Annotated in this window: 26 protein-coding genes; 16 read left to right on the top strand and 10 right to left on the bottom strand. The window is 67.5% G+C overall.

Features of this window, described 5'->3' with window-relative positions; all coding sequences use genetic code 11:
* Positions 1-45 precede the first annotated feature (45 nt).
* Together G9373_RS22515 and G9373_RS22510 are read right to left on the bottom strand one after the other, a co-directional pair.
* Positions 46-1857: a DUF4873 domain-containing protein gene (locus tag G9373_RS22515; protein ID WP_005574972.1), complete on the bottom strand. Its 1812-nt coding sequence runs from the start codon at positions 1855-1857 to the stop codon at positions 46-48.
* Complete coding sequence (locus G9373_RS22510) at positions 1854-2780, bottom strand: diiron oxygenase (RefSeq protein ID WP_080606167.1); 927 nt, start codon at positions 2778-2780, stop codon at positions 1854-1856. The genes G9373_RS22515 and G9373_RS22510 overlap by 4 nt, the downstream gene beginning before the upstream one ends.
* A 125-nt stretch (positions 2781-2905) precedes the next feature.
* Between G9373_RS22510 and G9373_RS22505 the strand changes: the two genes are divergently transcribed.
* From G9373_RS22505 to G9373_RS22490, 5 genes are read left to right on the top strand one after another with little or no spacing between them, the layout of a single operon-like run.
* Positions 2906-3523: a TetR/AcrR family transcriptional regulator gene (locus G9373_RS22505; protein WP_005258497.1), complete on the top strand. Its 618-nt coding sequence runs from the start codon at positions 2906-2908 to the stop codon at positions 3521-3523.
* 32 nt (positions 3524-3555) lie between these two features.
* On the top strand, positions 3556-3873 hold the full coding sequence (locus G9373_RS22500; protein ID WP_005258499.1) for a metalloregulator ArsR/SmtB family transcription factor: 318 nt from the start codon (positions 3556-3558) through the stop codon (positions 3871-3873).
* Positions 3870-4085, top strand: a complete 216-nt coding sequence (locus G9373_RS46605) for a hypothetical protein (protein ID WP_240960669.1) — start codon at positions 3870-3872, stop codon at positions 4083-4085. The genes G9373_RS22500 and G9373_RS46605 overlap by 4 nt, the downstream gene beginning before the upstream one ends.
* Positions 4086-4087: 2 nt before the next feature.
* Positions 4088-4432: an SRPBCC domain-containing protein gene (locus tag G9373_RS46600; protein ID WP_240960668.1), complete on the top strand. Its 345-nt coding sequence runs from the start codon at positions 4088-4090 to the stop codon at positions 4430-4432.
* Positions 4433-4472: 40 nt separating this feature from the next.
* Positions 4473-4823: a VOC family protein gene (locus G9373_RS22490; protein ID WP_005574977.1), complete on the top strand. Its 351-nt coding sequence runs from the start codon at positions 4473-4475 to the stop codon at positions 4821-4823.
* Between the two features lie 6 nt (positions 4824-4829).
* On the opposite strand, the gene G9373_RS22485 is transcribed toward G9373_RS22490, so the two are convergent.
* From G9373_RS22485 to G9373_RS22475, 3 genes are all read right to left on the bottom strand, one after another.
* Positions 4830-5312, bottom strand: coding sequence for a sigma factor-like helix-turn-helix DNA-binding protein (locus G9373_RS22485; protein ID WP_167116846.1), 483 nt, complete (start codon positions 5310-5312; stop codon positions 4830-4832).
* Between the two features lie 125 nt (positions 5313-5437).
* A complete protein-coding gene (gene arfB / locus G9373_RS22480; RefSeq protein WP_007299171.1) occupies positions 5438-5881 on the bottom strand; it encodes an alternative ribosome rescue aminoacyl-tRNA hydrolase ArfB in 444 nt (147 codons plus the stop codon).
* Positions 5882-5895: 14 nt separating this feature from the next.
* Positions 5896-6888 carry an alpha/beta hydrolase family protein gene (locus G9373_RS22475; RefSeq protein WP_120659609.1) on the bottom strand — a complete coding sequence of 331 codons (993 nt, stop codon included), beginning with the start codon at positions 6886-6888 and terminating at the stop codon, positions 5896-5898.
* A 172-nt stretch (positions 6889-7060) separates the two neighbouring features.
* Here G9373_RS22475 and G9373_RS22470 point away from each other — a divergent pair, with 172 nt between their 5' ends.
* Both G9373_RS22470 and G9373_RS22465 read left to right on the top strand, forming a co-directional pair.
* Positions 7061-8161 (top strand): DUF1524 domain-containing protein, encoded by a 1101-nt coding sequence (locus tag G9373_RS22470; protein WP_043794171.1) that lies wholly within the window; start codon positions 7061-7063, stop codon positions 8159-8161.
* Positions 8162-8268: 107 nt separating this feature from the next.
* On the top strand, positions 8269-8565 hold the full coding sequence (locus G9373_RS22465) for a LuxR C-terminal-related transcriptional regulator (RefSeq protein ID WP_005574983.1): 297 nt from the start codon (positions 8269-8271) through the stop codon (positions 8563-8565).
* A 4-nt stretch (positions 8566-8569) separates the two neighbouring features.
* Here G9373_RS22465 and G9373_RS22460 read toward each other — a convergent pair whose 3' ends face one another.
* Positions 8570-9856: an alpha-hydroxy-acid oxidizing protein gene (locus G9373_RS22460; protein WP_005574985.1), complete on the bottom strand. Its 1287-nt coding sequence runs from the start codon at positions 9854-9856 to the stop codon at positions 8570-8572.
* 111 nt (positions 9857-9967) lie between these two features.
* Here G9373_RS22460 and G9373_RS22455 point away from each other — a divergent pair, with 111 nt between their 5' ends.
* A complete protein-coding gene (locus G9373_RS22455) occupies positions 9968-10741 on the top strand; it encodes a VOC family protein (protein ID WP_005574986.1) in 774 nt (257 codons plus the stop codon).
* Positions 10742-10774: 33 nt separating this feature from the next.
* Here G9373_RS22455 and G9373_RS22450 read toward each other — a convergent pair whose 3' ends face one another.
* Positions 10775-11704 (bottom strand): alpha/beta hydrolase, encoded by a 930-nt coding sequence (locus G9373_RS22450; protein WP_005258512.1) that lies wholly within the window; start codon positions 11702-11704, stop codon positions 10775-10777.
* 49 nt (positions 11705-11753) lie between these two features.
* Positions 11754-12371, bottom strand: a complete 618-nt coding sequence (locus tag G9373_RS22445; protein ID WP_005574988.1) for a TetR family transcriptional regulator — start codon at positions 12369-12371, stop codon at positions 11754-11756.
* Positions 12372-12457: 86 nt separating this feature from the next.
* On the opposite strand from G9373_RS22445, the gene G9373_RS22440 reads away from it, so the two are divergent.
* The 3 genes from G9373_RS22440 (at position 12458) to G9373_RS22430 (ending at position 15884) form a co-directional block, all read left to right on the top strand.
* On the top strand, positions 12458-13816 hold the full coding sequence (locus G9373_RS22440; protein ID WP_005574990.1) for a cytochrome P450: 1359 nt from the start codon (positions 12458-12460) through the stop codon (positions 13814-13816).
* Between the two features lie 72 nt (positions 13817-13888).
* A complete protein-coding gene (locus G9373_RS22435) occupies positions 13889-15049 on the top strand; it encodes a nucleotide pyrophosphatase/phosphodiesterase family protein (RefSeq protein WP_005574992.1) in 1161 nt (386 codons plus the stop codon).
* 73 nt (positions 15050-15122) lie between these two features.
* Complete coding sequence (locus G9373_RS22430; RefSeq protein WP_005574994.1) at positions 15123-15884, top strand: HNH endonuclease family protein; 762 nt, start codon at positions 15123-15125, stop codon at positions 15882-15884.
* Here the strand turns inward: G9373_RS22430 and G9373_RS22425 are convergent, their stop codons facing one another.
* Together G9373_RS22425 and G9373_RS22420 are read right to left on the bottom strand one after the other, a co-directional pair.
* On the bottom strand, positions 15885-16508 hold the full coding sequence (locus G9373_RS22425; protein ID WP_005574996.1) for a DUF3060 domain-containing protein: 624 nt from the start codon (positions 16506-16508) through the stop codon (positions 15885-15887).
* A gap of 34 nt (positions 16509-16542) precedes the next feature.
* Complete coding sequence (locus G9373_RS22420; RefSeq protein WP_005574998.1) at positions 16543-17562, bottom strand: beta-ketoacyl-ACP synthase III; 1020 nt, start codon at positions 17560-17562, stop codon at positions 16543-16545.
* Between the two features lie 285 nt (positions 17563-17847).
* On the opposite strand from G9373_RS22420, the gene G9373_RS22415 reads away from it, so the two are divergent.
* The 5 genes from G9373_RS22415 to G9373_RS48230 all read left to right on the top strand — a co-directional run bounded on the left by G9373_RS22415 (position 17848) and on the right by G9373_RS48230 (position 22740).
* A complete protein-coding gene (locus G9373_RS22415; RefSeq protein WP_043794175.1) occupies positions 17848-18963 on the top strand; it encodes a DUF4185 domain-containing protein in 1116 nt (371 codons plus the stop codon).
* 21 nt (positions 18964-18984) lie between these two features.
* The gene (locus tag G9373_RS22410) at positions 18985-19608 is read left to right on the top strand and encodes a class I SAM-dependent methyltransferase (protein ID WP_005575002.1); all 624 of its coding nucleotides are present in this window, start codon (positions 18985-18987) and stop codon (positions 19606-19608) included.
* Positions 19609-19690: 82 nt separating this feature from the next.
* Positions 19691-21526, top strand: coding sequence for an acyl-CoA dehydrogenase (locus G9373_RS22405; protein ID WP_005575004.1), 1836 nt, complete (start codon positions 19691-19693; stop codon positions 21524-21526).
* 229 nt (positions 21527-21755) lie between these two features.
* Complete coding sequence (locus G9373_RS48235; RefSeq protein WP_306671898.1) at positions 21756-22349, top strand: hypothetical protein; 594 nt, start codon at positions 21756-21758, stop codon at positions 22347-22349.
* 13 nt (positions 22350-22362) lie between these two features.
* On the top strand, positions 22363-22740 hold the full coding sequence (locus tag G9373_RS48230; RefSeq protein WP_338132103.1) for a hypothetical protein: 378 nt from the start codon (positions 22363-22365) through the stop codon (positions 22738-22740).
* The last annotated feature ends 141 nt before the right edge of the window (positions 22741-22881 follow it).

The raw sequence follows: 22881 nt of genomic DNA, 5'->3' as shown, positions 1-22881 counted from the left end.
CCTTCCCGCTCGAGTCCGACGTGTGATACACGCTCAGCTACAAGCCTATTCCGCCGAGGCGAGTTTGGCCCGGGAGACGGGAACCTCGACTTCGACCGGCGTCAGCGGGAACGGTGGCGTCCCCACCCCGGAGATCCGGTAGTGGCCCCACGGGTCGCGCTCCGCGAGCGCCGCGGGCACGTCCGGACCGTCCCCGATCGTGAGGAACAACGGGGCGCGGTTGCGCCGTTTCGCCGCGTCGACGCCGTCGCCGACGACGCGGCCGTACCAGTGGTAGAGGCCGTCCACCGGTTCGATGTGACCGTTCAGAAAGATCTCGACGGCCACCGCCAGGTCGCCGGACGTGAGCACGCCGGGCCCGCGGTATTCCGTGTCGTCCTCGCGCTCGGCGAGCGAACTCAGCTCGAAGTGCCGATCGTCGGGGTTGCGCATGCGCCGCCAGTAGGCGGCACTCGACCCGGGCCACGCCGCCCGATTGTGGCCGGTGGAATCGAGGTACCAGCTGTCGCAACCACCCGAATTCCACACCGAGCGCGCGAGTTTGCGGTGGACCACCCGGTTGAATTCGCGCTGCGCGCCCGCACGCACCTCGATCCGCGTCGCGTCGCGTCTCTTCATCAGCGCCAGGCATCGGGTGACGTAGTGCGCCTGGGCCTCGATGACGAAGACGATCGACTGATTGCCGCCACCGGAGTTCGGCCCCATCATGAGGAAGAAATTCGGGAACCCCGCGACCGCGACACCGAGGTACGCCTCCATGCCGTCGCGCCACGCCCGCTGGATCGTCAGCCCGCGCCGGCCCACGATGTGCTCGTTCTCGAACCGGTCGCCGACGGCGAAACCGGTGCCGTAGACGATGACGTCCGCCTCGTGCATCGTTCCGTCCTCGGTGCGGATCCCGCGCTCGGTGACCTCCGAGATGCCCGAGGTGACCAGATCGACGTTCCCGCGTTGCAGGGCCGGGTAGAAATTGCTGGACACCAGAATCCGCTTGCAGCCGATGGTGTAGTCGGGGGTCAGGGTGGCGCGCAGTTCGGGATCACGCACCTGCCTGCGCAGCAGACCCCGGGCTGCCGACTCCAGCACCGTCATCAGCCGCGGGTGCAGGAACCCGGCGATCAGCGATTCGTGACTCCAGTAGATCGCACCGCGGTAGGCCTTCTGGACTCCGGGAACGGCATTGAACACCGCCTTCTCCCCGGCCGTGATCGGGCGGTCCAACTTCGGCAGGATCCAGTGCGGAGTCCGCTGGAAGACGTCGACCTGCGCGGCCGTCTTCGCGACCTCGGGAACGAACTGCACGGCACTGGCTCCGGTGCCGACGACCGCCACCCGCTTACCGGTCAGGTCGACCGAGTGATCCCACTCGGCGGAATGGAATGCCGCACCCGAGAACGACTTCCGGCCGGGAAGATCCGGGACGCTGGGTTTGTGCAGTGGGCCCGGACCGGCGACGACGATCCGCGGCCGGTAGACGGAACCTGACCTGGTCTCCACCCGCCACCGGTCCGTTCTCTCGTCGAACTCGTAGGAGATCACTTCGGAGCCGAACCGGATGTGCGGTGCCAGATCGTAGTCGCGGACCACCCGTTCGATGTAGTCGAGAATCTCGGGTTGCCGCGCGTACATTCGCGTCCATTTCCGGTTGGGCGCGAAGGAGAACGAGTACATCAGCGACATCACGTCGCAACCGCACCCGGGATACGTGTTCTCCCGCCACGTCCCGCCCACCCGATCGGCTTTCTCGAGGACGACGAAGTTCTCCTCCCCCGCCTCCTTCAGCTTGATCGCCATACACAATCCGGCGAATCCGGTGCCGACGACGAGGACGTCCGGCTCCGCGACCCCGGGTGTCACAGGAATCCTCCGCGCCGCCACAGCGCGCGGGACGTCGCTCGCATCAGACCGTTCTCCTCGAGGAACGCGGCCAGCGACTCGAACCCGCGTCGTTGATTCTCGCGAAAGTTCGGATTTGCCAGCGCCTGTCGACGCGCCTCCTTCGGATCCAGTCCGGCCCGCTCGTACATGGCCGGGTTGGTGAACAGCCGCTGGAACAGCGGGCCGCCGATCCCCTGCAGCGTTCCGACCCACAGCCGGTCGATCCGGTGGCCTTCTGCGACGCGGCGACGCACCCCCTCGCGCGCGAATCGGATGTGCCGGGACTCCTCGGTGACGTGGATCCGCATCAGCCGGGAAATCATCGGCTGCAATTGCGGGTCCTCGAGGACTCGCCGCTGCGTGGCGTCGAAGATCTCCTCACCGATCAGCGCGGCCACCCACAGCATGGTCCCGCGAAACGTCTTGGGCAGCAGGTTGACCACGACTGCCTGATGCCACCGGAGCTGGAAGGGCTTGGCGCCCATCTGCTCGATGGCGCGCCCGAACATCGTCATGTGCCTGCACTCGTCGCCCATCTCGGTGAGCATGTACCGGGTGTGCAGCGAGCTCGGGTCGTTGTGCAGCAGCGCGCGCAGGAGCGCCTGGTTGAGAATGTTCTCGAACCAGATTCCGACGCTGAGGATGTTCGCCGATTCCTGCCGGGACAGCTCGATGCGCTGCGCCTCGCTCATCCGGTCCCACATCTCGGTTCCCCACAGGGACAGGACCTGCGGCGGCAGGAAGTACTTGCCGTCGTCGAGGGGCGCGTCCCAGTCGATGTCGACGACGGGAGCGTACGAACGCTTGACGGAGCCCGCGAGGAGCCGGCCGGCGACTTCTTCCCGGGCGATCGTGTGTGAACGCTGAGACATCGCTGTTCCCTTCATCGAGCGCGATTCCATCTCGTTGCCGTTTATAGGTAAAACGTAAACCCGGGTGTGACGTAGGTCAATGGTTATCTGTGACTCGAGTTCACATTTGCGGCTTCTGTTTGCACCCACCCCACCCGAACAGCACAATCAGGGCCGTGAGGACGCAGCCGACGACACCGACCCCCGGCGAACTCCGGGAACGGATCCTCGATGCGGCCGAGGAATGCCTGATCGAACTCGGCTACAGCACCCGGCTTCACGCGGTCATCGCCGAGCGGGCAGGACTGTCCCGGCCCACGCTCTACAAATACGTCGGCGACCAGTCCGCCATCCTCGACGCCCTCTTCCAGCGGGAGATCTCGCGATTCTTCGTCGTGCTCGACCCGGTGCTGCGAGGACGGCAGAGCCGACTCCAGGTGCGATTCGTCGACGCCGTCGTGTTCGCCGTCCAGTACGCACGCGAACACCGGTTGCTGCAGAAGGGCTTGCGCGACGACCCCGAGGTGGTACTTCCCTGGTTCACGGTCAAGGCGAAGCCGATGATCGAACTCGGGGCGCAACTGCTGACCCCCCATTTCGAGCGCCTGTTCTCTCCCGACCAACTGTCGGGCGTGAGCCCCATCGCCATCTCCGAGTGGGCGTTCCGCATCATCGGCTCGCTCATCATCACGGAGGGGATCGTGGACACGTCCGACGAGCGGGCTCTGCGCGAGTTCGTCCGATCCCTGCTGTCGATCGCGTTCATGCCACAACCGGACGTTCATATTCCTTGACGCGTATATACGCGTAGGAGCATACTCACACCATGGCACCGGATGTGTTCACCGTGGTCGCCGAACCGCAGAGGCGCAGGATCCTCGAACAGCTGCGGGCCGGCCACGCCAGTGTCGGCGAACTCGTCGACCAGCTCGCACTGCCCCAGCCGACCGTGTCCAAACACCTGCGGGTGCTGCGACAGGCCGGATTCGTCACCTGCCGCACCGCGGCCCAGCAACGCATCTACAGCCTGCACCGCGAACCGTTCGACGAGTTCGACGCGTGGCTGCAGCCCTACCGCCGGCTGTGGACGCATCACCTCGATGCGCTGGAGCGGCACCTCGATTCGAAGGAGACCCCGTCATGACCGAGTCAGACGCACGACGCGACTACCGCCCCGGCCCACTGCGGCACGTCGAAGCACGACCCGACGGCACCCGATGGGCCCTCACCTTCGTTCGCGAGTTCACCCACTCGCCGTCGGCGCTGTGGACCGCGCTCACCGACCCGGCGAACTTCCGCTGTGGGCGCCGTACACCGCGGACCGGAACCTCGGAACTGTCGGTCCCGCGACCCTGATCATGGTCGACGGGCAGAATCGCACCGAACTCGACGGCACCGTGACCCGGGCCGACTCACCTCACGTCCTCGAACACGCCTGGGGCGACGACGTCCTGCTCTGGACGATCGACGAAACCGACGCCGGCACGCGACTGACCCTGCGCCACACGGTCGACGACCAGCACACCGCGGCGATGACGGCCGCCGGGTGGCACATGTGCCTCGACGTCGCCGACGCCCTGCTCGACGGCAATCCGATCGGACCGATCGTCGGTGCCGAGGCGATGAACTACGGCTGGCGCGAACTCAACGAGCAGTACTCCGAACGCCTCGGCGTCGAACCGGTCGATCCGACGCTGCAGTGAATCCGTGACGCGCGCCAACCGCTCGCCGTACCGTTGACGCATGGGACTGCAATGGGAAGCCGTGGTGGTCAACGCTCTCGATCCGACAGCCCTGGGACGCTGGTGGGCCGAGGCCCTGGGCTGGGGCGCCGTGACCGACTCCGACGGCGACGTCCACATCCGGCCCCGGGCCGACAGCCACCCGGAAATCCTGTTCGTGGCCGTTCCGGATCGGAAACGAACTCCGAATCGGCTGCATCTCGACTTCCGGCCCGACGATCAGCAGGCCGAGGTCGCGCGGCTTCTCGGGCTCGGCGCCCGGCACGCGGATGTCGGTCAGGGCGAGCAGAGTTGGGTGGTGCTCGCCGATCCCGAGGGCAACGAGTTCTGCGTCCTGTCCGGCCGGCGCTGACGCCGGTCAGGCCACCTTCGCCCGCAGGGTCCGCAGCGCCTCGTGCCGCACGACGAGGACCCGGCCCACCGGGAGGCCGAGGAGGCCCGCGGTGTCGTGCACGGACAGCCCGTCGATGACCCGCAGCAGAACGATCTCCCGGGCCGTGGCGTCGAGATGGTGCAGCAGTCCGGCCACTTCCGCCGGAACGTCGGGACTTCCGGCCGATCCGCCGTGCACATCCGAAACGGTCCGGCTCACGACGCGATACACCTCGCGGACAGGATGGTCACTGCGAGCGAGAGCCGGAAGTCCGCGCGCGACCGCGAGCAGCGCTTCGTGCGCCACCTCGTCGGCCGGCCGCGTGACCTGCGTCGAATTCCCCACGCGGGTACGGCAATAGCGCACTACCTGCGGCCACAGCGTCGTCATCACTCGCTCGACCGCCTCGCGATCCCCCGCCGCGGCGGCCGTCGCTGCCGAATGTAATTCCTCGTCAAGCACACTCATGTTGCCCTCGATCCCCCGACCTCGCCGCCTCCGGTCATCCGTCACGGCGCTTCCGTACTCATCCTCCGGCACACCAGGGGTCAACACATCCGGGAGATTCCCCATTTCCCGGTGCGTGAAACCACCTACATGTCCGGCTTCCTCCGCAGGTTCTTGGTCTGGCCGCGTTGCTTCTTGGCGTCGAGCCTTCGTCGGTGCGAACCCTTGGTCGCCTTGGTCGGACGCCGGGTACGGGTTTCGGCGAGGACCGCCGCGCGCAACAACGCTGCCATCCGGGCCCGCGCCGCGCGCCGATTGCGCAGCTGCGAACGGGTTTCGGACGCCGTCACGGTGACCACCCCGTCAATGAGCCTGTGCCCCAGAGCAACCTGCATGCGTTCGAGCTGGGACGGCGACAGCGTCGACAACGTCCACAGGTTCACCCGCAACTCCACCCGCGAGTCCGTGGTGTTGACTCCCTGACCGCCGGGACCGCCGGCGCGGGAGAACCGCCACTGCAACTCGGCGGCCGGAACGACGAGCGACCGCGTGATCTCGAGGTCGTCGGTGACCTCGCCACCGGGAAACACCGGAGGAACGTCGCTCACACTCCCAGCGCCCGGGCCAGCACCGGCCAGGAATCGTGCAGGTCGTCCTGCCAGTACCCCCACGAGTGTGTACCCGAGTTACGGAAACTCGCGGTTGCAGGTATTCCCATTTCCCCCAGGCGATCCGTGAATCGATGGGTGCAGTAGTTGGTCACCGCTTCGATGGGACCACCCGCGTAGATCTGACGCGCGAGCATAGCGACGTTCCCGTCGATCCCGGGGCCGTCCAGGGTCTCGTGGCGCCCCGGCAGACCGTTGCCGTTGGAGAGGAACAGTTCCGTTCCGCGCAGTTCGGCGGCGTGAACGTAGGGATCGTTCGCCGCCCACGCCGGATCGTCCGCCTCGCCGTACATGTTGGCCGGGTTGCCGTAGCCGTAGTTGTCCATGGTGATCTTGATGAAGAGCTGACCGAGCGGATCACTGGTCAGAGCGCAACCGCTGTAGGCGGCCACGCCACGGAACAAGCCGGGGGCGGCGATCGCCAACTGCAGCGCGGCGGTACCCACCCGTGACATGCCGGCGAGCGCGTTGACTCCGTTGGTGCCGAGGGCCGCATCGACGACCGGCGGAAGTTCCTGAGTCATAAAGGTCTTCCACTTGTTCACCCCCATCACCGGGTCGGGGCTCTTCCAGTCCGTCCAATACGCGTTCTCGCCGCCGGACGGGCTGACGACATTCACGTTCTGGCCGGCCAGGAACTCTTCGACATCGGTCTTCTCCCGACGGACCTGACCGTCGAGGAAGTACAGCGTCGGCCTCGGCACGCTCGTGTCGGCGGGGCGCTGCACGTACACCGGAACGACCCGCTGCATCGACGCCGAGAAGACGTGCAACGTCAGGTGTCTCGGATCGATCACGGTGACGTGATCGAGCGTCGACCCGTTCGGCGCCACCGCGGAACCGAGCGCCTGACCGGTGTCGACGATCGGATCGGCGGCCGCCGCACCGGTGCCACCGAGGCAGAGAGAGACCACGGTCACGGCCGTCACGGCCGCTGTTCGCAATTTCCCCCGAAAGATCTGTCGTGTCACGACCGTGTACCGCCCTCCACCCGCACGAATTCCGGTCCCGGGCATGCTAACAGTTCCCGCGATGCCGAGTAACGGAAGAGCCCTTCCGCGCGATGAACATCCGACCCCCCACGTTCATTGAAGGACCGGCATGACGCTTCCCCCGCCCTCACCACCTGCCACCCGCAAGAAGTGGCCCTGGATTACCGCCGGGATCGTCGTAGTCGTGGCCACGGTCTCATTCCTCAGCCCCGGACAGGACGACCAATCGGCCCAGGCCACAGCAGTATCCGCGTCCGTGACTCCCACGGTCGCCGATACGACGACCGTGCGTGCCGCGTCGAGTTCGTCGACACCGGTTCCGGTTTCGTCTGCGCTCGCCCTCTCGCCGGTCGAACCCGCCGCCGTCGGCGGCGCCGACGCGACCGCCGCGCTGCAGCAACTCGCCGAACTCGAGATCAAGGGGCGCGCACCGAAGACCGGCTACGACCGGGATCTCTTCGGCCAGGCGTGGACCGACGACGTCACGGTCGAGGGCGGCCACAACGGGTGCGACACGCGGAACGACATCCTCGGGCGCGACCTCGAACAGATCGTGTTCAAGCCGGGCACCCGCGACTGCGCGGTACAGACCGGAACGCTGCTCGACCCGTACACGGGCAACACCATCTCCTTCGTCCGCGGTGAGGGCACGTCGAATGCCGTACAGATCGATCACGTCGTCGCGCTGTCCGACGCCTGGCAGAAGGGGGCGCAGCAGCTCGACACCGTGACCCGCGTGAACTTCGCCAACGATCCGCGGAACCTGAAAGCTGTCGACGGCCCCACTAACCAGCAGAAATCGGATGGCGATGCCGCAACCTGGCTGCCCCCGAACAAGGGCTACCGGTGCACCTACGTGGCCGATCAGGTGGAGGTGAAGGCCGCGTACGGGCTGTGGGTGACCCAGGCCGAGCACGATGCGATCGCCCGGGTTCTCCAGGACTGCGGGGCCGCGACGCCTGCCGTCGCTCCCGCCCCGAGCACCGCCACGGTCCCGGAAGCGGTCCCAGCACCAGCACCCGCACCCGTTCCCGCTCCGGCACCCGCGCCCGCACCCGTCCCGTTCGTCGACACGGCACCGCCGAGCGACGTCTACTACAAGAACTGTTTGGCCGCCAAGGCGGCCGGTGCCGCGCCGGTCCACCTGGGCGAGCCGGGCTACGGCACCCACCTCGATCGCGACGGCGACGGCGTCGGCTGTGAGAGCTGATCCGGGCCTGGCGCGACACACGCCGCCGTCACCAGTTAACCTGAATTGCCTGCAGGGACGTCGGGTACCTGTAGCGCTTTCGTACATGTCAGAAAGATGAGATCGGCATGACCACTGCACCCGACGCACTCGGGCACCCCCCACACACGGACGAACCGGCAGTCGCCCGCACGTATCCGAAGCCGGCGTTGTCGGCGCGCGAAATCGAGGTTCTCCGCCACTGGTTGCGCGGCGACTCCAAGCTCGCCGTCGCCGCCGACCTCCACATCGCGCTCGGAACGGTCAACACGCACCTGACCCGCATCCGCGAGAAGTACGCGCTGGTCGGACGTGACGCATCCACCAAGACGGCGCTGCTGGTGCGGGCCCTTCAGGACGGGATCATCACGATCGCCGAACTCTGACGGCCTACGCCCTGCGCAGGGCGTCCCGGTCGATCTCGGCCACCGACGTCACGCCACTGAGCCCCATCGTGAGGTCGAACTCGGCGATCACGTTGGCCGTGGCGTCCCGCGCACCGGCCTGACCTGCGAGGGCCAGGCCGTACAGGTGGGGCCGGCCGAGCGTCACCGCGTCCGCACCCAGCGCGAGGGCCTTGAAGACATCGGCTCCCGTGCGGATTCCGCTGTCGAGGAGCAGCGTCAGCCTGCCGTCCACGACGGGCGCGATGTCCACGAGCGCGTCCAGCGACGACACGCTGCCGTCCACCTGCCGCCCACCGTGATTCGACACGACGATGCCGTCGACCCCGGCATCGAGCGCGCGCCTGGCGTCGTCCGGGTGCAGCACGCCCTTGAGGAGGACCGGCAGCGACGTCCTGCTGCGGAGGGTCTCGATATCGGCCCAGCTCAACGACGGCCGGGAGTAGATGTCGAGAAACGTCTCCACGGCGGCCCGCGGTTCCGGCGACCGCAGGTTGTCGAGGAAGCGGCCCGGGAAGCGCCGAGTCATCGACACCAGTGACCGGATCGCGCCGAGCGTCACCTCGACGTCCGCCTTGCCGGCGGCAGCCTTGATCCGCTCGTGCACGATCCGGCGGAACACCGGATCGGACGTGTACTGCGCGATCCCCTGGCCCTGCGCGAAGGGCAGCGAGCCGAGGTTGAGGTCTTCCGGGCGCCAGCCGAGCATGGTCGTGTCGAGGGTGACGACGACGGCGTCCGCACGAATGTTCTCGGCGCGCTGGAGCAGGCTGTCGACGAGATCGTCGTCGGTGCTCCAGTACAACTGGAACCACCGGGGCGCGTCGCCCATCGCCGCGGCGCTCTCCTCCATCGGTGCACAGCCCTGGTTGGAGAAGATGTACGGCACACCCAGTTCGGCGGCAGCAGCGGCGATCGCCACATCCGCCTCGGGGCTGGCCAGTTCGGCGGCACCCACCGGGGCGAGCAGGACCGGGGCCGGAATCCTGCGCCCGAACAACTCGACGCCGATGTCGCGCTTCGAGACGTCGCGCAGCACCCGGGGAACGATCTGCCACTTGTCGAACGCGTCGCGGTTGGCCTGCATCGTGCGACCCAGCCCCGCGCCGCCGTGGACGTACGCCCACCCCTTCGCGCTCATCTTCCTCCGCGCGCGTCGCTCCAGCGTGTCGAAATCGGTGGGAACGGAGGGTGTGCGGCCGAGGACGCCGTCGCGGTAGATCAGATTCTGGCGGGCCCGGCCCGGGCTGTCCTGGTTCTCGCTCGCAGACATGCGCCGAGTCTTCCACAGCGCGTCGCGAACCGACGGCAGGTCGTCGGGACGCGTAGGTTTGTGACCGGCACCACACCGCGCGCTGCCCCGACCATGCCCTAGGAGACCGCGATGCCCGACCGCCCGTCCCTCACCGGCGCTCCCTGCTGGATCGATCTCACCAGTTCCGACCCCCAACAGGTCATTCCGTTCTACACCGGGCTGTTCGGGTGGAGGTCCGACACCAACGAGGATCCGCAGTACGGCGGGTACTCCATCTTCAGCAAGAACGGCAAACCCATTGCGGGCCTTGGTCCGCAACAACAGGGCAACCCGTACGGCAACGTGTGGACCACCTACATCGCGTCCGAGGACGCGGAGGCCACCGCCGCGAAGGCGGCCGAGGCGGGCGGGCAGGTGATGATGCCCGCGATGACCGTGGGCGACCAGGGCACGATGGCCATCCTCGGCGATCCCGCCGGCGCCGTCATCGGCGTGTGGCAGGCCGATCGACACGGCGGCTTCGGTCTCGTGGACGAACCCGGCGCGCCCGTCTGGCACGAAACGCTGTCGCGGAACTACGCGGCGGCGCTCTCCTTCTACGCGGACGTCTTCGGCTGGACCTATCGAGCTCTCGGCGACACGGACGAATTCCGGTACTCGCGGGCCGACCTCGGCGACCGCACGGTGGCCGGAGTCATGGACGCCGACTCGTTCCTGCCCGAAGGCGTCCCCTCGTTCTGGCAGTTCTACATCGGCGTCGACGACACGGACGCGGCGGTCGCGAAGGTGACCGAACTGGGCGGCAGCGTTCGGCGCGAACCGGAGGACACACCGTTCGGGCGGCTCGCGTCCGTCGCCGACCCCCTCGGCGCCACGTTCCAGATCACGACCCTGCAGTCCTGACCCGGCGACGGTGGCGTGCAGACCGCGCCACCGTCACACCGGGCCGAACGGCGCCTGCGCCTCCTTGGCGTCCCAGATGTCGAGGAGCGAGCGGAGAATCTCCTCGGACATGCCCAGGCCCCCGAGATGGCTTTCCCCGTGCATCGTGTGGAACTCGGCGTCGGGAAGAAGCGACACCATGTGCTGCCCGTGCCGGAGCGGAATGATGTGGTCGCAGTCGCCGTGCCACCACCGCACCGGGGTCTTCACCGCGTTCACCCGGAATCCCCAGTCCCGCGCGAACAGGACGAGGTCGGCGAACGGTGCACTGAGCTGCTTACGGCCGCCGTTGAGCAGATCGTCGAGGAACATCGCCTTGAACTCCGGCCGCGCAAGCAGACGGCGGTCGCCCTCCGGCGACAGCCGCCCGTACAGGTCGATGATCGGCGACGCGAACGGCCTCGCCAGCCTGATCACGGAACTCGCCGCCAACCCGACGGGAACACCGCCCGCCGACAGCACCGGAGCCGCCAGGACGGCGAGATCCATCAGCCCGCTGCGGATCGCGTCGGGACCCTTCGTCGGCGCGACACCCCCGAGGATGCCGGTCGCGACCACGCGGTCGGGCATCGCGTACGCCGCGGCCAGCGTGTAGGGGCCGCCTCCGGACAGGCCGACCACGGCCATCTGATCGATGCCCAGCGTGTCGGCGACCGTCCGCAGGTCTTCGGCGAAGTCGATCACGGCGCCGTACCGGTGCGGCGTCGACGACCCGACCCCCGGCCGGTCGATTCCGATCAGCCGGACGTGCTCGCGTTCGGCGAACGCGCGCGCTTCCATCGGCACCTGCCGCCGCGCTCCGGGCGTGCCGTGCAGCCAGAACACCGCCCTGCCCTGTGCCGAACCGAACTCCGCGAAGCCGAGCCGACGCCCCTCGCCTACCGCGACCGTGCCCTCCAACTGCGGGCGTGCGATATCCACCATGCCCACAGCTTCGCACGTGACACCCGTCACGTTTCCGCCCGGGACCCGCTCAGCGGTGTGCGGTGGACGTGAACTGGTAGGTCGCGGCATCGACGATCTGCTCGGGAGACACCTCGATCTCGCCGTTCAGCCACGCCGTCATGAGCTCCGCGAGCCCACCCACGAACAGCAGCGCGGTGATCTCGTCCTGCGGCGACGACCACGCCCGGTCGCCGTAGAGTTCCTTCGATTCCTCCGCGACCAGCAGGGCGAACGCCCGCAACAATTCACGCCGACGCGTCCGCAGCGGTTCGGCGCCCGCCGATTCGATGATCGACACCCGCCCTTTCCGCGGGTCCGCCGTCAGGATCTCGACGAACGTCGAGATCGCGGCCCGCGCCCGCACCTCGGGGTCGCCGGTCACGGTCTGGAGGGTGACCCGCGTCGCCTCCGCGATCTCCGCGGCAATGCCCTCGATCACCTGCACCAGCAGGTCGTCCCGGCTGTGGAAGCTCTCGTAGAAATAGCGTTCCGTCAGTTTCGCCTCGGCGCAGATCGCGGTCATGGTCGCCTTCTCGCCGCCGACGGTGCCGAACACCTGCAGTCCCGCCTCGAGCAGTCGCGCGCGACGGTCCGCGGCGCGTTCCTCCGAACTTCGACCGCGGTACTGGCGCGCCGGCTGACTCATGACTCGATGTTGACAGACCCGCAGGTGTGACGCACACTACACACATCTGACAGAGGGTCCTGTCACATACGCCACGAGGAGGGCCGATGCCCAAAGTTCTCGCTGCTCCCCCACCGCAAAGCACCTTGCAACCCATCTCGGGCAATGCCGGATTCCCCGTCATCGGACACTCGCTGGACTATTTCCGCGACCCGATGGGACTGCTGCAGAGTCGCTGGGATCGCTACGGCCCCGTGTCGTGGCTGAGCATGGCCGGCAAGCGGTGGGTCACCGTGCTCGGACCGGACGGCTGCCAGACGGTGCTGCAGAACAAGGACCGAGCCTTCGTCAACAGCGACGGGTGGAGCGTGCTGATCGGGCCGTTCTTCCACCGCGGGCTGATGCTCCTCGACGGCGACGAACACCTCGCCCACCGGCGAATCATGCAGCAGGCCTTCACCCGGGACCGGCTGTCGCGCTATACCGAGGCACTCCATCCGGCCGTCGAGGAGGGGCTCGACGGCTGGCAGCCCACCCCGGGCTTCGCCGCGTACCCCGCGCTCAAGGAGCTGACACTCGATCTCGCCACGAGCATCTTCATGGGCGGCGCCGAGGGGTCGACGCCCCGGGAGATGGCCGAGATCAACAAGGCGTTCATCGACAGCGTGCAGGCCGCCACGTCGGTGGTGCGGTATCCCCTGCCCGGAACGCGGTGGAAGCGCGGCATCGACGGGCGCGCACGACTCGAGGAGTTCTTCCGCCGCTACCTGCCCGCGCGGCGAGCGGGTGCCGGCGACGACCTGTTCTCCGCGCTGTGCCACATCGAATCCGAAGACGGGCAACGGTTCAGCGACGACGACGTCGTCAACCACATGATCTTCCTGCTGATGGCGGCGCACGACACATCCACCATCACGCTGTCGACGATGATGCAGTACCTCGGTCAGCACCCCGACTGGCAGGAGCGGTGCAGGCGGCAGTCGGCGGCACTGGGCACGTCCACCCCGACCTACGGTCAACTCGACGAACTGACCGACCTCGACCTCGTCATGAAGGAATGCCTGCGCCTCGTTCCGCCGGTCCCGGTGGTCGCCCGCCGCGCGGTCGCGGACACCGAGGTGCTCGGCCACTACATCCCCCGGGGCACGTACATGTCGGTGGTCGTGCACTTCACCCATCACATGCCCGAGTACTGGCCCGATCCGGAGAGGTTCGACCCCGAACGGTTCGCACCCGAACGCCGCGAGGACAAGGTTCACCGGTTCGCGTGGGAGCCGTTCGGCGGCGGCGTGCACAAATGCCTGGGGATGCACTTCGCGGGAGCCGAAATCAAGACGGTCATGCATCACCTGCTGCGGCGATTCGACTGGCAGGTGAGCCCCGGCTACGTCGCCCCGCTCAACTACACCTCGCTGCCCTTTCCCTCCGACGGCCAGCCCGTGGACCTGTACCACCGTGTCGGCTGAGCCGACTCTCGACATTGCGGGCTGAGCCGATATCCCAAGTGCAGCCTGAGCCGATCCACCATAGTGGAAGTCATGACCGTTACGGCGCCCCCGCTCGACGTCTATTCGCAGCCGACACTATCTGCCCTGATGCCGTCCGTCCTCGCCGCACTCGGCGTTGCCGGCGAACCCAACCGGCTGCACCTGCCGGACAGCAGGCACACCGTGGTGTTCTTGATCGACGGCCTCGGCTGGACATTGCTGCGTCGCCACCGCGACCACGCCCCGTTCCTCGACAGCCTGACCGGACGGCCGATCCGGGCGGGCTTCCCCACCACGACCGCCACCAGCATCGCGTCGTTCGGCACGGGGTTGCCGTCCGGCGGTCACGGCATCACCGGCTACCAGTCATACGTTCGTGAGGTCCGCGGCACGCTCAACTGGCTGTCGTGGCGCGCGGGCCACAAGGGCGATGAACTCACCCGCCTGGTGCCCGAGGTCGTCCAGCCCGTACCGACCGTGTTCGAACGCGCCGCGGCAGCGGGCATCACGTGCACGACCGTGGTTCCCGCGAAGTTCGACGGGTCCGGGCTCACCCGCGCCGTCCTCCGCGGCGGCACGTTCACAGGAATACACGCGTACGGTGACCTGATCGCGCACGTCGTCACCGCGGCCCGGGGAGGCGAACGGACCCTCACCTACTGCTACCTCAGCGAAATCGACACGCTCGGGCACATTTACGGACCGGGATCCGAATCCTGGCTACACCAGGTCGCGCTCGTCGACCGGCTCGTCGAGAAGCTCGCCGCGGGACTCGCCGCGGCACAACCCGACACCACGCTGTACGTCACCGCCGACCACGGCATGGTCACCGTCGACGACGCCGACAAGATCGACTTCGATGCCACTCCCGCCCTGTCGGACGACGTGGTGGCGCTCGCCGGCGAACCCCGGTGCAGGCACGTCCACACCCGAGCCGGAGCCGGGCACGACGTCGCCGCCCGGTGGCGGAACGAACTGGGACACCGCATGTGGATCGGCACGCGCGACGAGGCCGTCACCGCGGGACTGTTCGGGCCGGCCGTGCGATCCGAGGTCCAGGGCCGCATCGGCGACGTCGTCGCCATCGCCCAGGGCGGCGTCGCGGTGGTCCGGCGCAAGGCGGAGTCGAGGCTGTCCGCCCTCCCCGGGCAACACGGCGCCCTCACCGACGACGAGTTGCTGATTCCCCTGCTGCGGGGCGCCACCACGTAACCCGGGCCGATCACCGGCCCGTGGGGCCACTCCTGATAGAAATGACGAACAGCGTTGATTTCAGGAGAGATTCATGCCCCGCTCTGCGGTACCGAACACCGGCTCCATCATCACGACCATCCGCACCAAGTGGCCCTGGATCCTCGCCGGGCTGCTCGTCGTCGTACTCGTCACGATGCTCTCGCCCGACCCCGACGACACCCTCGCCGCCGGAACCGGACCGGTCGCGCCCTCGGAAGTCACTGACGCACAACAGATACAGATGGCGTTCGCCCAGCTGTCCACCCTCGAGGTGAAGGGCCGGGCACCCAAGACGGGATACGACCGGGAACTGTTCGGTGCCAGCTGGACCGACAACGTGTCGGTCGACCTCGGGCGCAACGGCTGCGACACCCGCAACGACATCCTGCGGCGCGACCTGGTCGACATCACCTCACGGGACCGCACCCGCAACTGCGTTGTGCAGTCGGGCACGTTGCGGGATCTCTACACGGGCACCATCATTGCGTTCACCCGGGGCACGAAGACGTCGGACGCCGTGCAGATCGATCACGTGGTGGCACTGTCGGACGCCTGGCAGAAGGGCGCTCAGCTCCTCGACGCGCAGACCCGGGCGGACCTCGCGAACGATCCCCGCAATCTGCAGGCGGTGGACGGGCCCACCAATCAGCGCAAGAGCGACGCCGACGCGTCGACATGGCTGCCCCCGCTGGCGGCGTACCGCTGCACCTATGTGGCGCGGCAGGTGGAAGTGAAAGTGGCGTACCGGCTCTGGGTGACGCCGCCCGAGCGCGATGCGATGGCCGCGGTGCTCACCGGCTGCGGCGCCCGGTGATCACGCTCCGGGTGGGGTGAGCCGATTCTCCGAGCCCGTGTCGACCGACGGGGTCGTCGCGCCGGAATCCCAGTCGACGGAGTTGTTGGACCCGGTCAGTTCGAGGGAGTCGAGGGACACGGCGCGCACGAAATTGTCGTTGCCACTCACCGTCATCGCACCGGAGTCGTCCACGGTCACGGAGTTCCCGCTGCCGCTGACCGAGATCCGCCCCGCCTGCTTGCCGAGTACGGTGACGGCGTTGCCCTGCACGTCGATCGACTCGACGACGTCGATGGTGGCACTGTTGCTGCGTCCCGAGATGGTGAGCGTTCCGGTCTGCCCGCCGACGACGTTGGTGTCCTGACCGTTCACGACGACCGCGTTCGACGTCGCGACGTTCGCCGAGACGCCGTTGGCCTCGATGGTGACGGTGCCGCACTCGCCGTCGAGGACGACCCCGGCACCGTCCCGGTTGACGATCACGTCGCGGCCCGCGCAGTCACCGCCCGAATTCAGTTCCACCGCAGAGCCGGACACCGTCGAGGTACTGCCGCCGCCAGTGCTCCCGCCGCCGCAGCCCGCGAGGGCCACGGCGCCGGACATCAGCACGGCGACGGCGATCGACTGCCGGGTGACGCTCATCGACCCCTGCTTTCCTGTCCCCTCCGGGGCCGGGTCAGTCCTTCGCGAGTACCGGCATCGTCACGACCTGGGCCGCGTAGGACAGCCCGGCACCGAAGGCGAGCAGCAGGGCGGTGTCGCCGGGCTTGGTGGCGCCGGACTGCAGCATCTCCTCCATGGCGAGCGGCACCGATGCCGCCGACGTGTTGCCGCTCTCGGCGATGTCGTCGGACACGGGCACGTTCTCGGGGAGCTTCATGCTGCGCGCGATCACCTCCGTGATCCTCGAGTTGGCCTGGTGCGGCACGAACGCGTCGAGGTCGTCGACCGACATGCCGGCCTTCTCGACCGCCCGCAGTGCCACCTTGCCCATCTCGAAGGCGGCCCAGCGGAACACCGCGGTACCCGCCATCTTGATGTACGGGCGCGTGGCACCCGGCGTCGTGATGTATTCGTACCAATCGAGATCCTGCACGATGGCGTCGGCCTGGGCGCCGTCCGAACCCCACTCCACCGGACCGATGCCCGCGACGTCGCTCTTGCCCACGACCACGGCGCCGGCGCCGTCACCGAAGATGAACCGCGTCGAGCGGTCGGTGGGGTCGGTGGTGATGCTCATCTTCTCGACGCCCACGACGAGGGCGTAGTCGACGGATCCCCCGCGAACCAGGTCCGACGCCACGGTCAGCGCGGTGCAGAAGCCCGCGCAGCCACCGCCGAGATCGAACGCTCCGGGCCCGTTGGTGCCCAGGGCGTCGGCCACCACCGCCGCGGCGGGCGGGGTCAGCAGGAGGTACGTCGACGTGGCGACGATGACGCAGCCGATCTGCTCGGGATCGATCCCGCTCGCTTCGATCGCCTTACGCCCGGCTTCGATGGACATCGTGACGACGTTCTCGTCCTCCGCCGCGAACCGCCGGTTGCGGATTCCCGAGCGCGACTGGATCCACTCGTCGTTCGAGTCGATCAGTTCACAGATCTCGTCGTTGGTGACGACCCGTTCGGGCCGGTACACGCCGAGCCCGAGAAGGGCGGACTGCCGACCTCCAGCCACGGTGGCAATCTGCTTTCCCATCGATCGATCTCCTCATCAGGTCCCGCGTGGTTACGCGCAGTGTGGACTTGTCGCCAGCACACGTTACGTCGGCGACCGCCCAGCGGGTAGCACCGGTTCCTGTTACTCGTCGGTAATATCAGTTCGGCAGGGCAGCCGATGAAACGAACACGGCGGTCAAACCGACACTTTCGTAAGAACAGACTTGTTAGACTTCTGGCGATTTCCAGCAGTTGATCACCGGTAGGGGGAGTGGTCTCTTCGGGCCACGCAGTGCCGCCTGCTGCTAGAGATGGAGTGTCCTTCGTGAAGCGAACCAAAGCTCTTGCAGCAGCGTCGCTCGTCGGCGCAGCCGTGACGTTGATCGCATTCGCCGGCCCGGCCGCCGCGAATCCCAACGCCATCAATCCGATCCCCGGACTCAACGGCACCAACGGGATTCCGAACCTCACCGGACGCACCCAGGCGGTCGCGCAGCAGACCGGCATGCTCAGTCCGAACCGCACCCAGGACGCCAACGTCCTCGGCACCGACCTCGGGATCATGTGGGACAACGGCCAGGGCCAGGTCCTCACGGCGTTCGGCGACTCCGCCGGGCTCGGACTGCCCAACCTGCTGTCGGGCAGCCTGTGGGCCTGGCGCAGCAGCACGCTGTTCCGCAGCTCGGACGGCATCCTCGCGGACGGGATGAACTTCGACAGCTCACCCCGCGACATCTTCGGCCAGTCCAAGGAGCTCGTCCCGAGCCCGAAGATCCCGTTCGTCGAGATCAGCCGCATCCCCACCGCCGGCGTCGCCGTCGGCAACACCCAGGTCCTCAGCATGATGTCTGTGAAGAACTGGGGACCGGCGGGAACGTGGGACACCAACTACTCCGGTCTCGTGTACTCACACGACAACGGTGAGAACTGGGCCGTCGCCCCCGAGACGCAGCGCCCGAACGTCGGCGGCAACGCCAACTTCCAGATGAGCGCGTTCGTCAAGGCCGACGGCTTCGTCTACCAATACGGCACGCCTGCCGGCCGCGGCGGACTCGTCCACATCGCGCGGGTCCCGGAACCCCAGATCATGGACCTCGGCGCGTACGAGTACTTCGACGGCGCCAAGTGGATCAAGGGCAATCCCGACGTCGCCAAGCCGATCATGCCGGGCGGAGTCGGCGAATTGTCCGTCGCGTACAACGAGTACCTCGGCCAATACCTCATGCTGACCACCGACCAGTACAACTCCGTCGTCATGCGCCGATCACCGTCGGTCACCGGACCGTGGGGCCCACCGGAGGTGCTCGTCGACACCCGGGAGCTGCCCACCGCGTACGGCGCCTACATCCACCCGTGGTCGTCGGGGCGCGACCTCTACTTCCTCACGACGGTGCACAACAACTACAACGTGCTCCTCATGCGGACCACACTCACTCCGTAGCCCGGGTACTAGCGTCGGGGCATGGATGCAGCTGCCTGGGACGAACGGTATTCACAGAGCGACCTGGTGTGGGGCGCGCCACCCAACGCCGTAGTGGTCGAGCGGGTCACCTCGCTCCCCCGCGGCCGCGCGCTCGACCTCGCGTGCGGGGAAGGCCGCAACGCGCACTGGCTCGCCACCCGCGGCTGGGAGGTGACGGGGCTCGACTACTCTGCCGTGGCCGTCGACAAGGCCCGCCGGGTGGCCGCCGAAGCACCCCGCTCGGTCCGCGAACGGCTCGACTACCGCGTCGCCGACGTCACCGATGCAGACCTCGGCGGCGAGTACGACCTCGTCCTCATGATCTACCTCCATCTCGCCCCCGAGGAGCGTCTGCAGGTTGTGAACCGCGCCATATCTGCGCTGAAACCTGATGGAATCCTCATGATTTTGGGGCATGACGCCGTTAACTTGTCACAGGGAGTCGGGGGTCCCCAAGACGCTGAAATTCTGTACACGCCAGATGATTTGGTGAACTCGTTCGGCGGGCGGCTCGTCGTCGACGTCGCCGAACGGCGATTCCGCGAGACGGACGCCGGAACGGCAATCGACGCGCTCGTCGTCGCGCACCACCCGAGTCTTGGCAGTCAGGTAAATCGGGCGTAATATCGCTGATGTTACCGACGAGTAATAACTTGGGCGGTACTAACGGATAGACCGCACCATCTCACTGGGAGAGACAGAAGACATGGGCCATTACAAGAGCAACGTCCGCGACCTGGAGTTCAACCTCTTCGAGGTACTCGGTCTCGAGCAGCCGCTGAGTGAAGGCGTGTGGGGCGATCTCGACGCCGACACCGTCCGCAACATGCTCAGCGAAGTTGCCCGCCTCGCCGAGGGACCGCTCGGCGAGTCCTTCGCCGATGCCGACCGCAACCCTCCGGTCTTCGACCCCGAGAACCACACCGTCACCCTGCCGGAATCCTTCAAGAAGTCGTTCCGCGCACTGTGGGACGCCGAGTGGTACCGCATGGGACTTTCCGAGGAAATCGGCGGCGTCCCCGTCCCCCGGTCCGTCGTGTGGGCCATCGGTGAGCTGATCCTCGGCTCCCAGCCGGCCGCGCACATGTACCAGGCCGGACCCGCATTCGCGGACGTGCTGTTCCACAACGGCACCGAAGAGCAGAAGAAGTGGGCCGCCACCGTCGTCGAGCGCGGCTGGGGTGCCACGATGGTCCTCACCGAACCCGACGCCGGCTCCGACGTCGGCGCAGGCCGCACCAAGGCCATCAAGCAGGACGACGGCTCCTGGCACATCGAGGGCGTCAAGCGGTTCATCACCTCCGCCGACTCCGACGACCTGTTCGAGAACATCTTCCACCTGGTCCTGGCCCGCCCCGAGGGCGCAGGCCCCGGCACCAAGGGACTGTCGCTGTTCTTCGTCCCGAAGACGCACTTCAACTTCGAGACCAACGAATTGGGCGAGCGCAACGGCGTCTTCGTCACCAACGTCGAGCACAAGATGGGCCTGAAGGTCTCCGCCACGTGCGAGGTCACCTTCGGCGGCCACGGCATTCCCGCCCAGGGCTGGCTCGTCGGCGAGGTCCACAACGGCATCGCGCAGATGTTCGACGTCATCGAGCACGCCCGGATGATGGTCGGCACCAAGGCCATCGCCACCCTCTCCACCGGCTACCTCAACGCCCTCGACTACGCGAAGGAACGCGTCCAGGGCGCAGACCTCACGCAGATGACGGACAAGGCCGCGCCGCGCGTCACCATCACGCACCACCCCGACGTCCGTCGCGCCCTCGCCATGCAGAAGGCGTACGCGGAGGGCCTGCGCGCCGTGTACCTGTACACCGCGGCGCATCAGGACGAGGCCACCGCCAAGCTGGTGTCCGGTGCCGACAAGGACCTCGCGTTCCGCGTCAACGACCTGCTGCTCCCCATCGTCAAGGGCGTCGGCTCCGAGCGGGCCTACCAGTACCTGACGGAGAGCCTGCAGACCTTCGGTGGCTCCGGCTTCCTGCAGGACTACCCGATCGAGCAGTACATCCGCGACGCCAAGATCGACTCGCTGTACGAGGGCACCACTGCTATCCAGGCGCAGGACTTCTTCTTCCGCAAGATCGCCCGCGACCGCGGTGTGGCACTCGCCCACGTCGCAGGCGAGGTCAAGAAGTTCATCGACAGCGAGGCAGGCAACGGTCGCCTCAAGGCCGAGCGCGCCCTGCTCGCCACCGCCCTCGAGGACGTCCAGACCATGGCCGCCACCCTCACCGGGTACCTCATGGGTGCGCAGGAGCAGCCGTCCGAGCTGTACAAGGTCGGCCTCGGTTCGGTCCGCTTCCTGATGTCCGTCGGCGACCTGCTCATCGGCTGGCAGCTCCTGCGCCAGTCCGAGATCGCGATCAAGGCCCTCGACGAGGGTGCCTCCGACAAGGACAAGGCGTTCTACGAGGGCAAGGTCGCCATCGCGTCCTTCTTCGCGAAGAACGTCCTGCCGGAACTGACCGCCACCCGCAGCATCGTCGCCAACATCGACAACGACATCATGGAGCTCGACGAAGCAGCGTTCTGATCGGGTTCACACGGCCCGGCGGCCGGGGTACTTCCCTGGCCGCCGGGCCTTTTCGTGTCCCGACCGGCCGACCTCGGGCACTCTTTCCCGGTCGACGCACCCCTTTTCAGCCCCCACAGGCAGTGCGCGAGCCGAGAAAGAGTGCGGGAGTTGTCCACAAGCTCCAGTTCATCCACAGCAGGCTCCTTCGGACCGGATTCTTCCGGTGGCTCCGGCGAGAATCGTTCCCATGGAACATGACCCGGGGGCAATGCTACGACGCCAGGAGGCGTTGGGCCGCGGCTACAGCGACGACGAGATCCGACGCCTGTACACACGTGGCGAGTGGCGGCGCATCGGGCGCGGCGCGTACCTCTCCGCGTCGATGTACTCGGCGCTGAGTGAGGAGGAACGTCATCGCTTCCTGATCGACTCGACAGTTCACGCCGTGTCGGACGACGCGGTGCTCAGTCACCAATCCGCGGCCGTCGTGTACGGGCTGCCACTGTGGAAGACGCCCCTCGACCGCGTGCACCTCACCAGAAATCGACGCGGAGGTGGCCGGATCAAACGGCGGATCACGGTGCACTGCGCCCCGATCGGAGAGCACGTGACGGTGGTCGACGGGCACTCGCTGACTCTCCCTGCGCGGACCGTGATCGACCTCGCGAGAACTCTGCCGTTCGAGCAGGCCGTCGTGGTGGGAGACGCGGCCGTCCGCAAGATTCGACGTCAGCCGAGAGGACCTGGAGGCCGAACTCGCCCGCGCTGCGCGTCGTCACGGCGTCGATGCGGCACGGAGGGTCGTCCGGTTCCTGAGCGGGCACAGCGAAAGCGTCGGTGAATCGCGAAGCCGGGTGATGTTGTCGAGTGCCGGGCTGCCCGCCCCGCCCCAGCAAGGCGAGGTGTTCGAACCCGGCGGGCGCCGAATCGGGCGGGTCGACTTCCACTTCGACGGCATCGTGCTCGGGGAGTTCGACGGACGCGTCAAGTACGGACGGCTACTGAAACCCGGGCAATCCCCCGGCGACGCGGTCTTCGCCGAAAAGCAGCGCGAGGACGCCCTGCGCGACCTCGGCTTCCAGGTGGTGCGGTGGACCTGGGACGAGCTCGAGTCCCCGGGGCAGGTGGCGGAGCGTGTCCGCCGCGCGATCGCGCGTGCCGCGACGCCACGAGGCTGGGTCACGCAGGCCCCGCTCCCGTCCGCCCAGCGGCTCACGTTGCGATCACTGTAGCCGCACCCTTTCTCGGTTCGCGCTCTCCTTTTCGGGCTCGAAAAGCGGTGCGCGAACCGAGAAGTAGTGCGTCTACTCGCCGTCGTTCGGCTTCGGCTTCGGGGTTGTGGGGTTCGGGCTTTCCGCCGGGGCGGACGGGGC

This window comes from Rhodococcus sp. A14 (assembly GCF_011603105.1).
In the GTDB taxonomy this organism is placed as follows: Bacteria; Actinomycetota; Actinomycetes; order Mycobacteriales; family Mycobacteriaceae; genus Rhodococcus_F; species Rhodococcus_F opacus.
This window is presented reverse-complemented; position numbering and strand designations above follow the sequence as displayed.

Coding starts and splice junctions, on each gene's coding strand:
- G9373_RS46605 (WP_240960669.1), top strand. CDS start 3,870: ATGACCGAGTCAGACGCACGACGCGACTACCGCCCCGGCCCACTGCGG.
- G9373_RS22470 (WP_043794171.1), top strand. CDS start 7,061: ATGACGCTTCCCCCGCCCTCACCACCTGCCACCCGCAAGAAGTGGCCC.
- G9373_RS22510 (WP_080606167.1), bottom strand. CDS start 2,780: ATGGAATCGCGCTCGATGAAGGGAACAGCGATGTCTCAGCGTTCACAC.
- G9373_RS22500 (WP_005258499.1), top strand. CDS start 3,556: ATGGCACCGGATGTGTTCACCGTGGTCGCCGAACCGCAGAGGCGCAGG.
- G9373_RS48235 (WP_306671898.1), top strand. CDS start 21,756: ATGGAACATGACCCGGGGGCAATGCTACGACGCCAGGAGGCGTTGGGC.
- G9373_RS22490 (WP_005574977.1), top strand. CDS start 4,473: ATGGGACTGCAATGGGAAGCCGTGGTGGTCAACGCTCTCGATCCGACA.
- G9373_RS22485 (WP_167116846.1), bottom strand. CDS start 5,312: ATGAGTGTGCTTGACGAGGAATTACATTCGGCAGCGACGGCCGCCGCG.
- G9373_RS22440 (WP_005574990.1), top strand. CDS start 12,458: ATGCCCAAAGTTCTCGCTGCTCCCCCACCGCAAAGCACCTTGCAACCC.
- G9373_RS22410 (WP_005575002.1), top strand. CDS start 18,985: ATGGATGCAGCTGCCTGGGACGAACGGTATTCACAGAGCGACCTGGTG.
- G9373_RS22405 (WP_005575004.1), top strand. CDS start 19,691: ATGGGCCATTACAAGAGCAACGTCCGCGACCTGGAGTTCAACCTCTTC.
- G9373_RS22420 (WP_005574998.1), bottom strand. CDS start 17,562: ATGGGAAAGCAGATTGCCACCGTGGCTGGAGGTCGGCAGTCCGCCCTT.
- G9373_RS22465 (WP_005574983.1), top strand. CDS start 8,269: ATGACCACTGCACCCGACGCACTCGGGCACCCCCCACACACGGACGAA.
- G9373_RS22430 (WP_005574994.1), top strand. CDS start 15,123: ATGCCCCGCTCTGCGGTACCGAACACCGGCTCCATCATCACGACCATC.
- G9373_RS22460 (WP_005574985.1), bottom strand. CDS start 9,856: ATGTCTGCGAGCGAGAACCAGGACAGCCCGGGCCGGGCCCGCCAGAAT.
- G9373_RS22435 (WP_005574992.1), top strand. CDS start 13,889: ATGACCGTTACGGCGCCCCCGCTCGACGTCTATTCGCAGCCGACACTA.
- G9373_RS22455 (WP_005574986.1), top strand. CDS start 9,968: ATGCCCGACCGCCCGTCCCTCACCGGCGCTCCCTGCTGGATCGATCTC.
- G9373_RS22450 (WP_005258512.1), bottom strand. CDS start 11,704: ATGGTGGATATCGCACGCCCGCAGTTGGAGGGCACGGTCGCGGTAGGC.
- G9373_RS22425 (WP_005574996.1), bottom strand. CDS start 16,508: ATGAGCGTCACCCGGCAGTCGATCGCCGTCGCCGTGCTGATGTCCGGC.
- G9373_RS46600 (WP_240960668.1), top strand. CDS start 4,088: ATGGTCGACGGGCAGAATCGCACCGAACTCGACGGCACCGTGACCCGG.
- G9373_RS22445 (WP_005574988.1), bottom strand. CDS start 12,371: ATGAGTCAGCCGGCGCGCCAGTACCGCGGTCGAAGTTCGGAGGAACGC.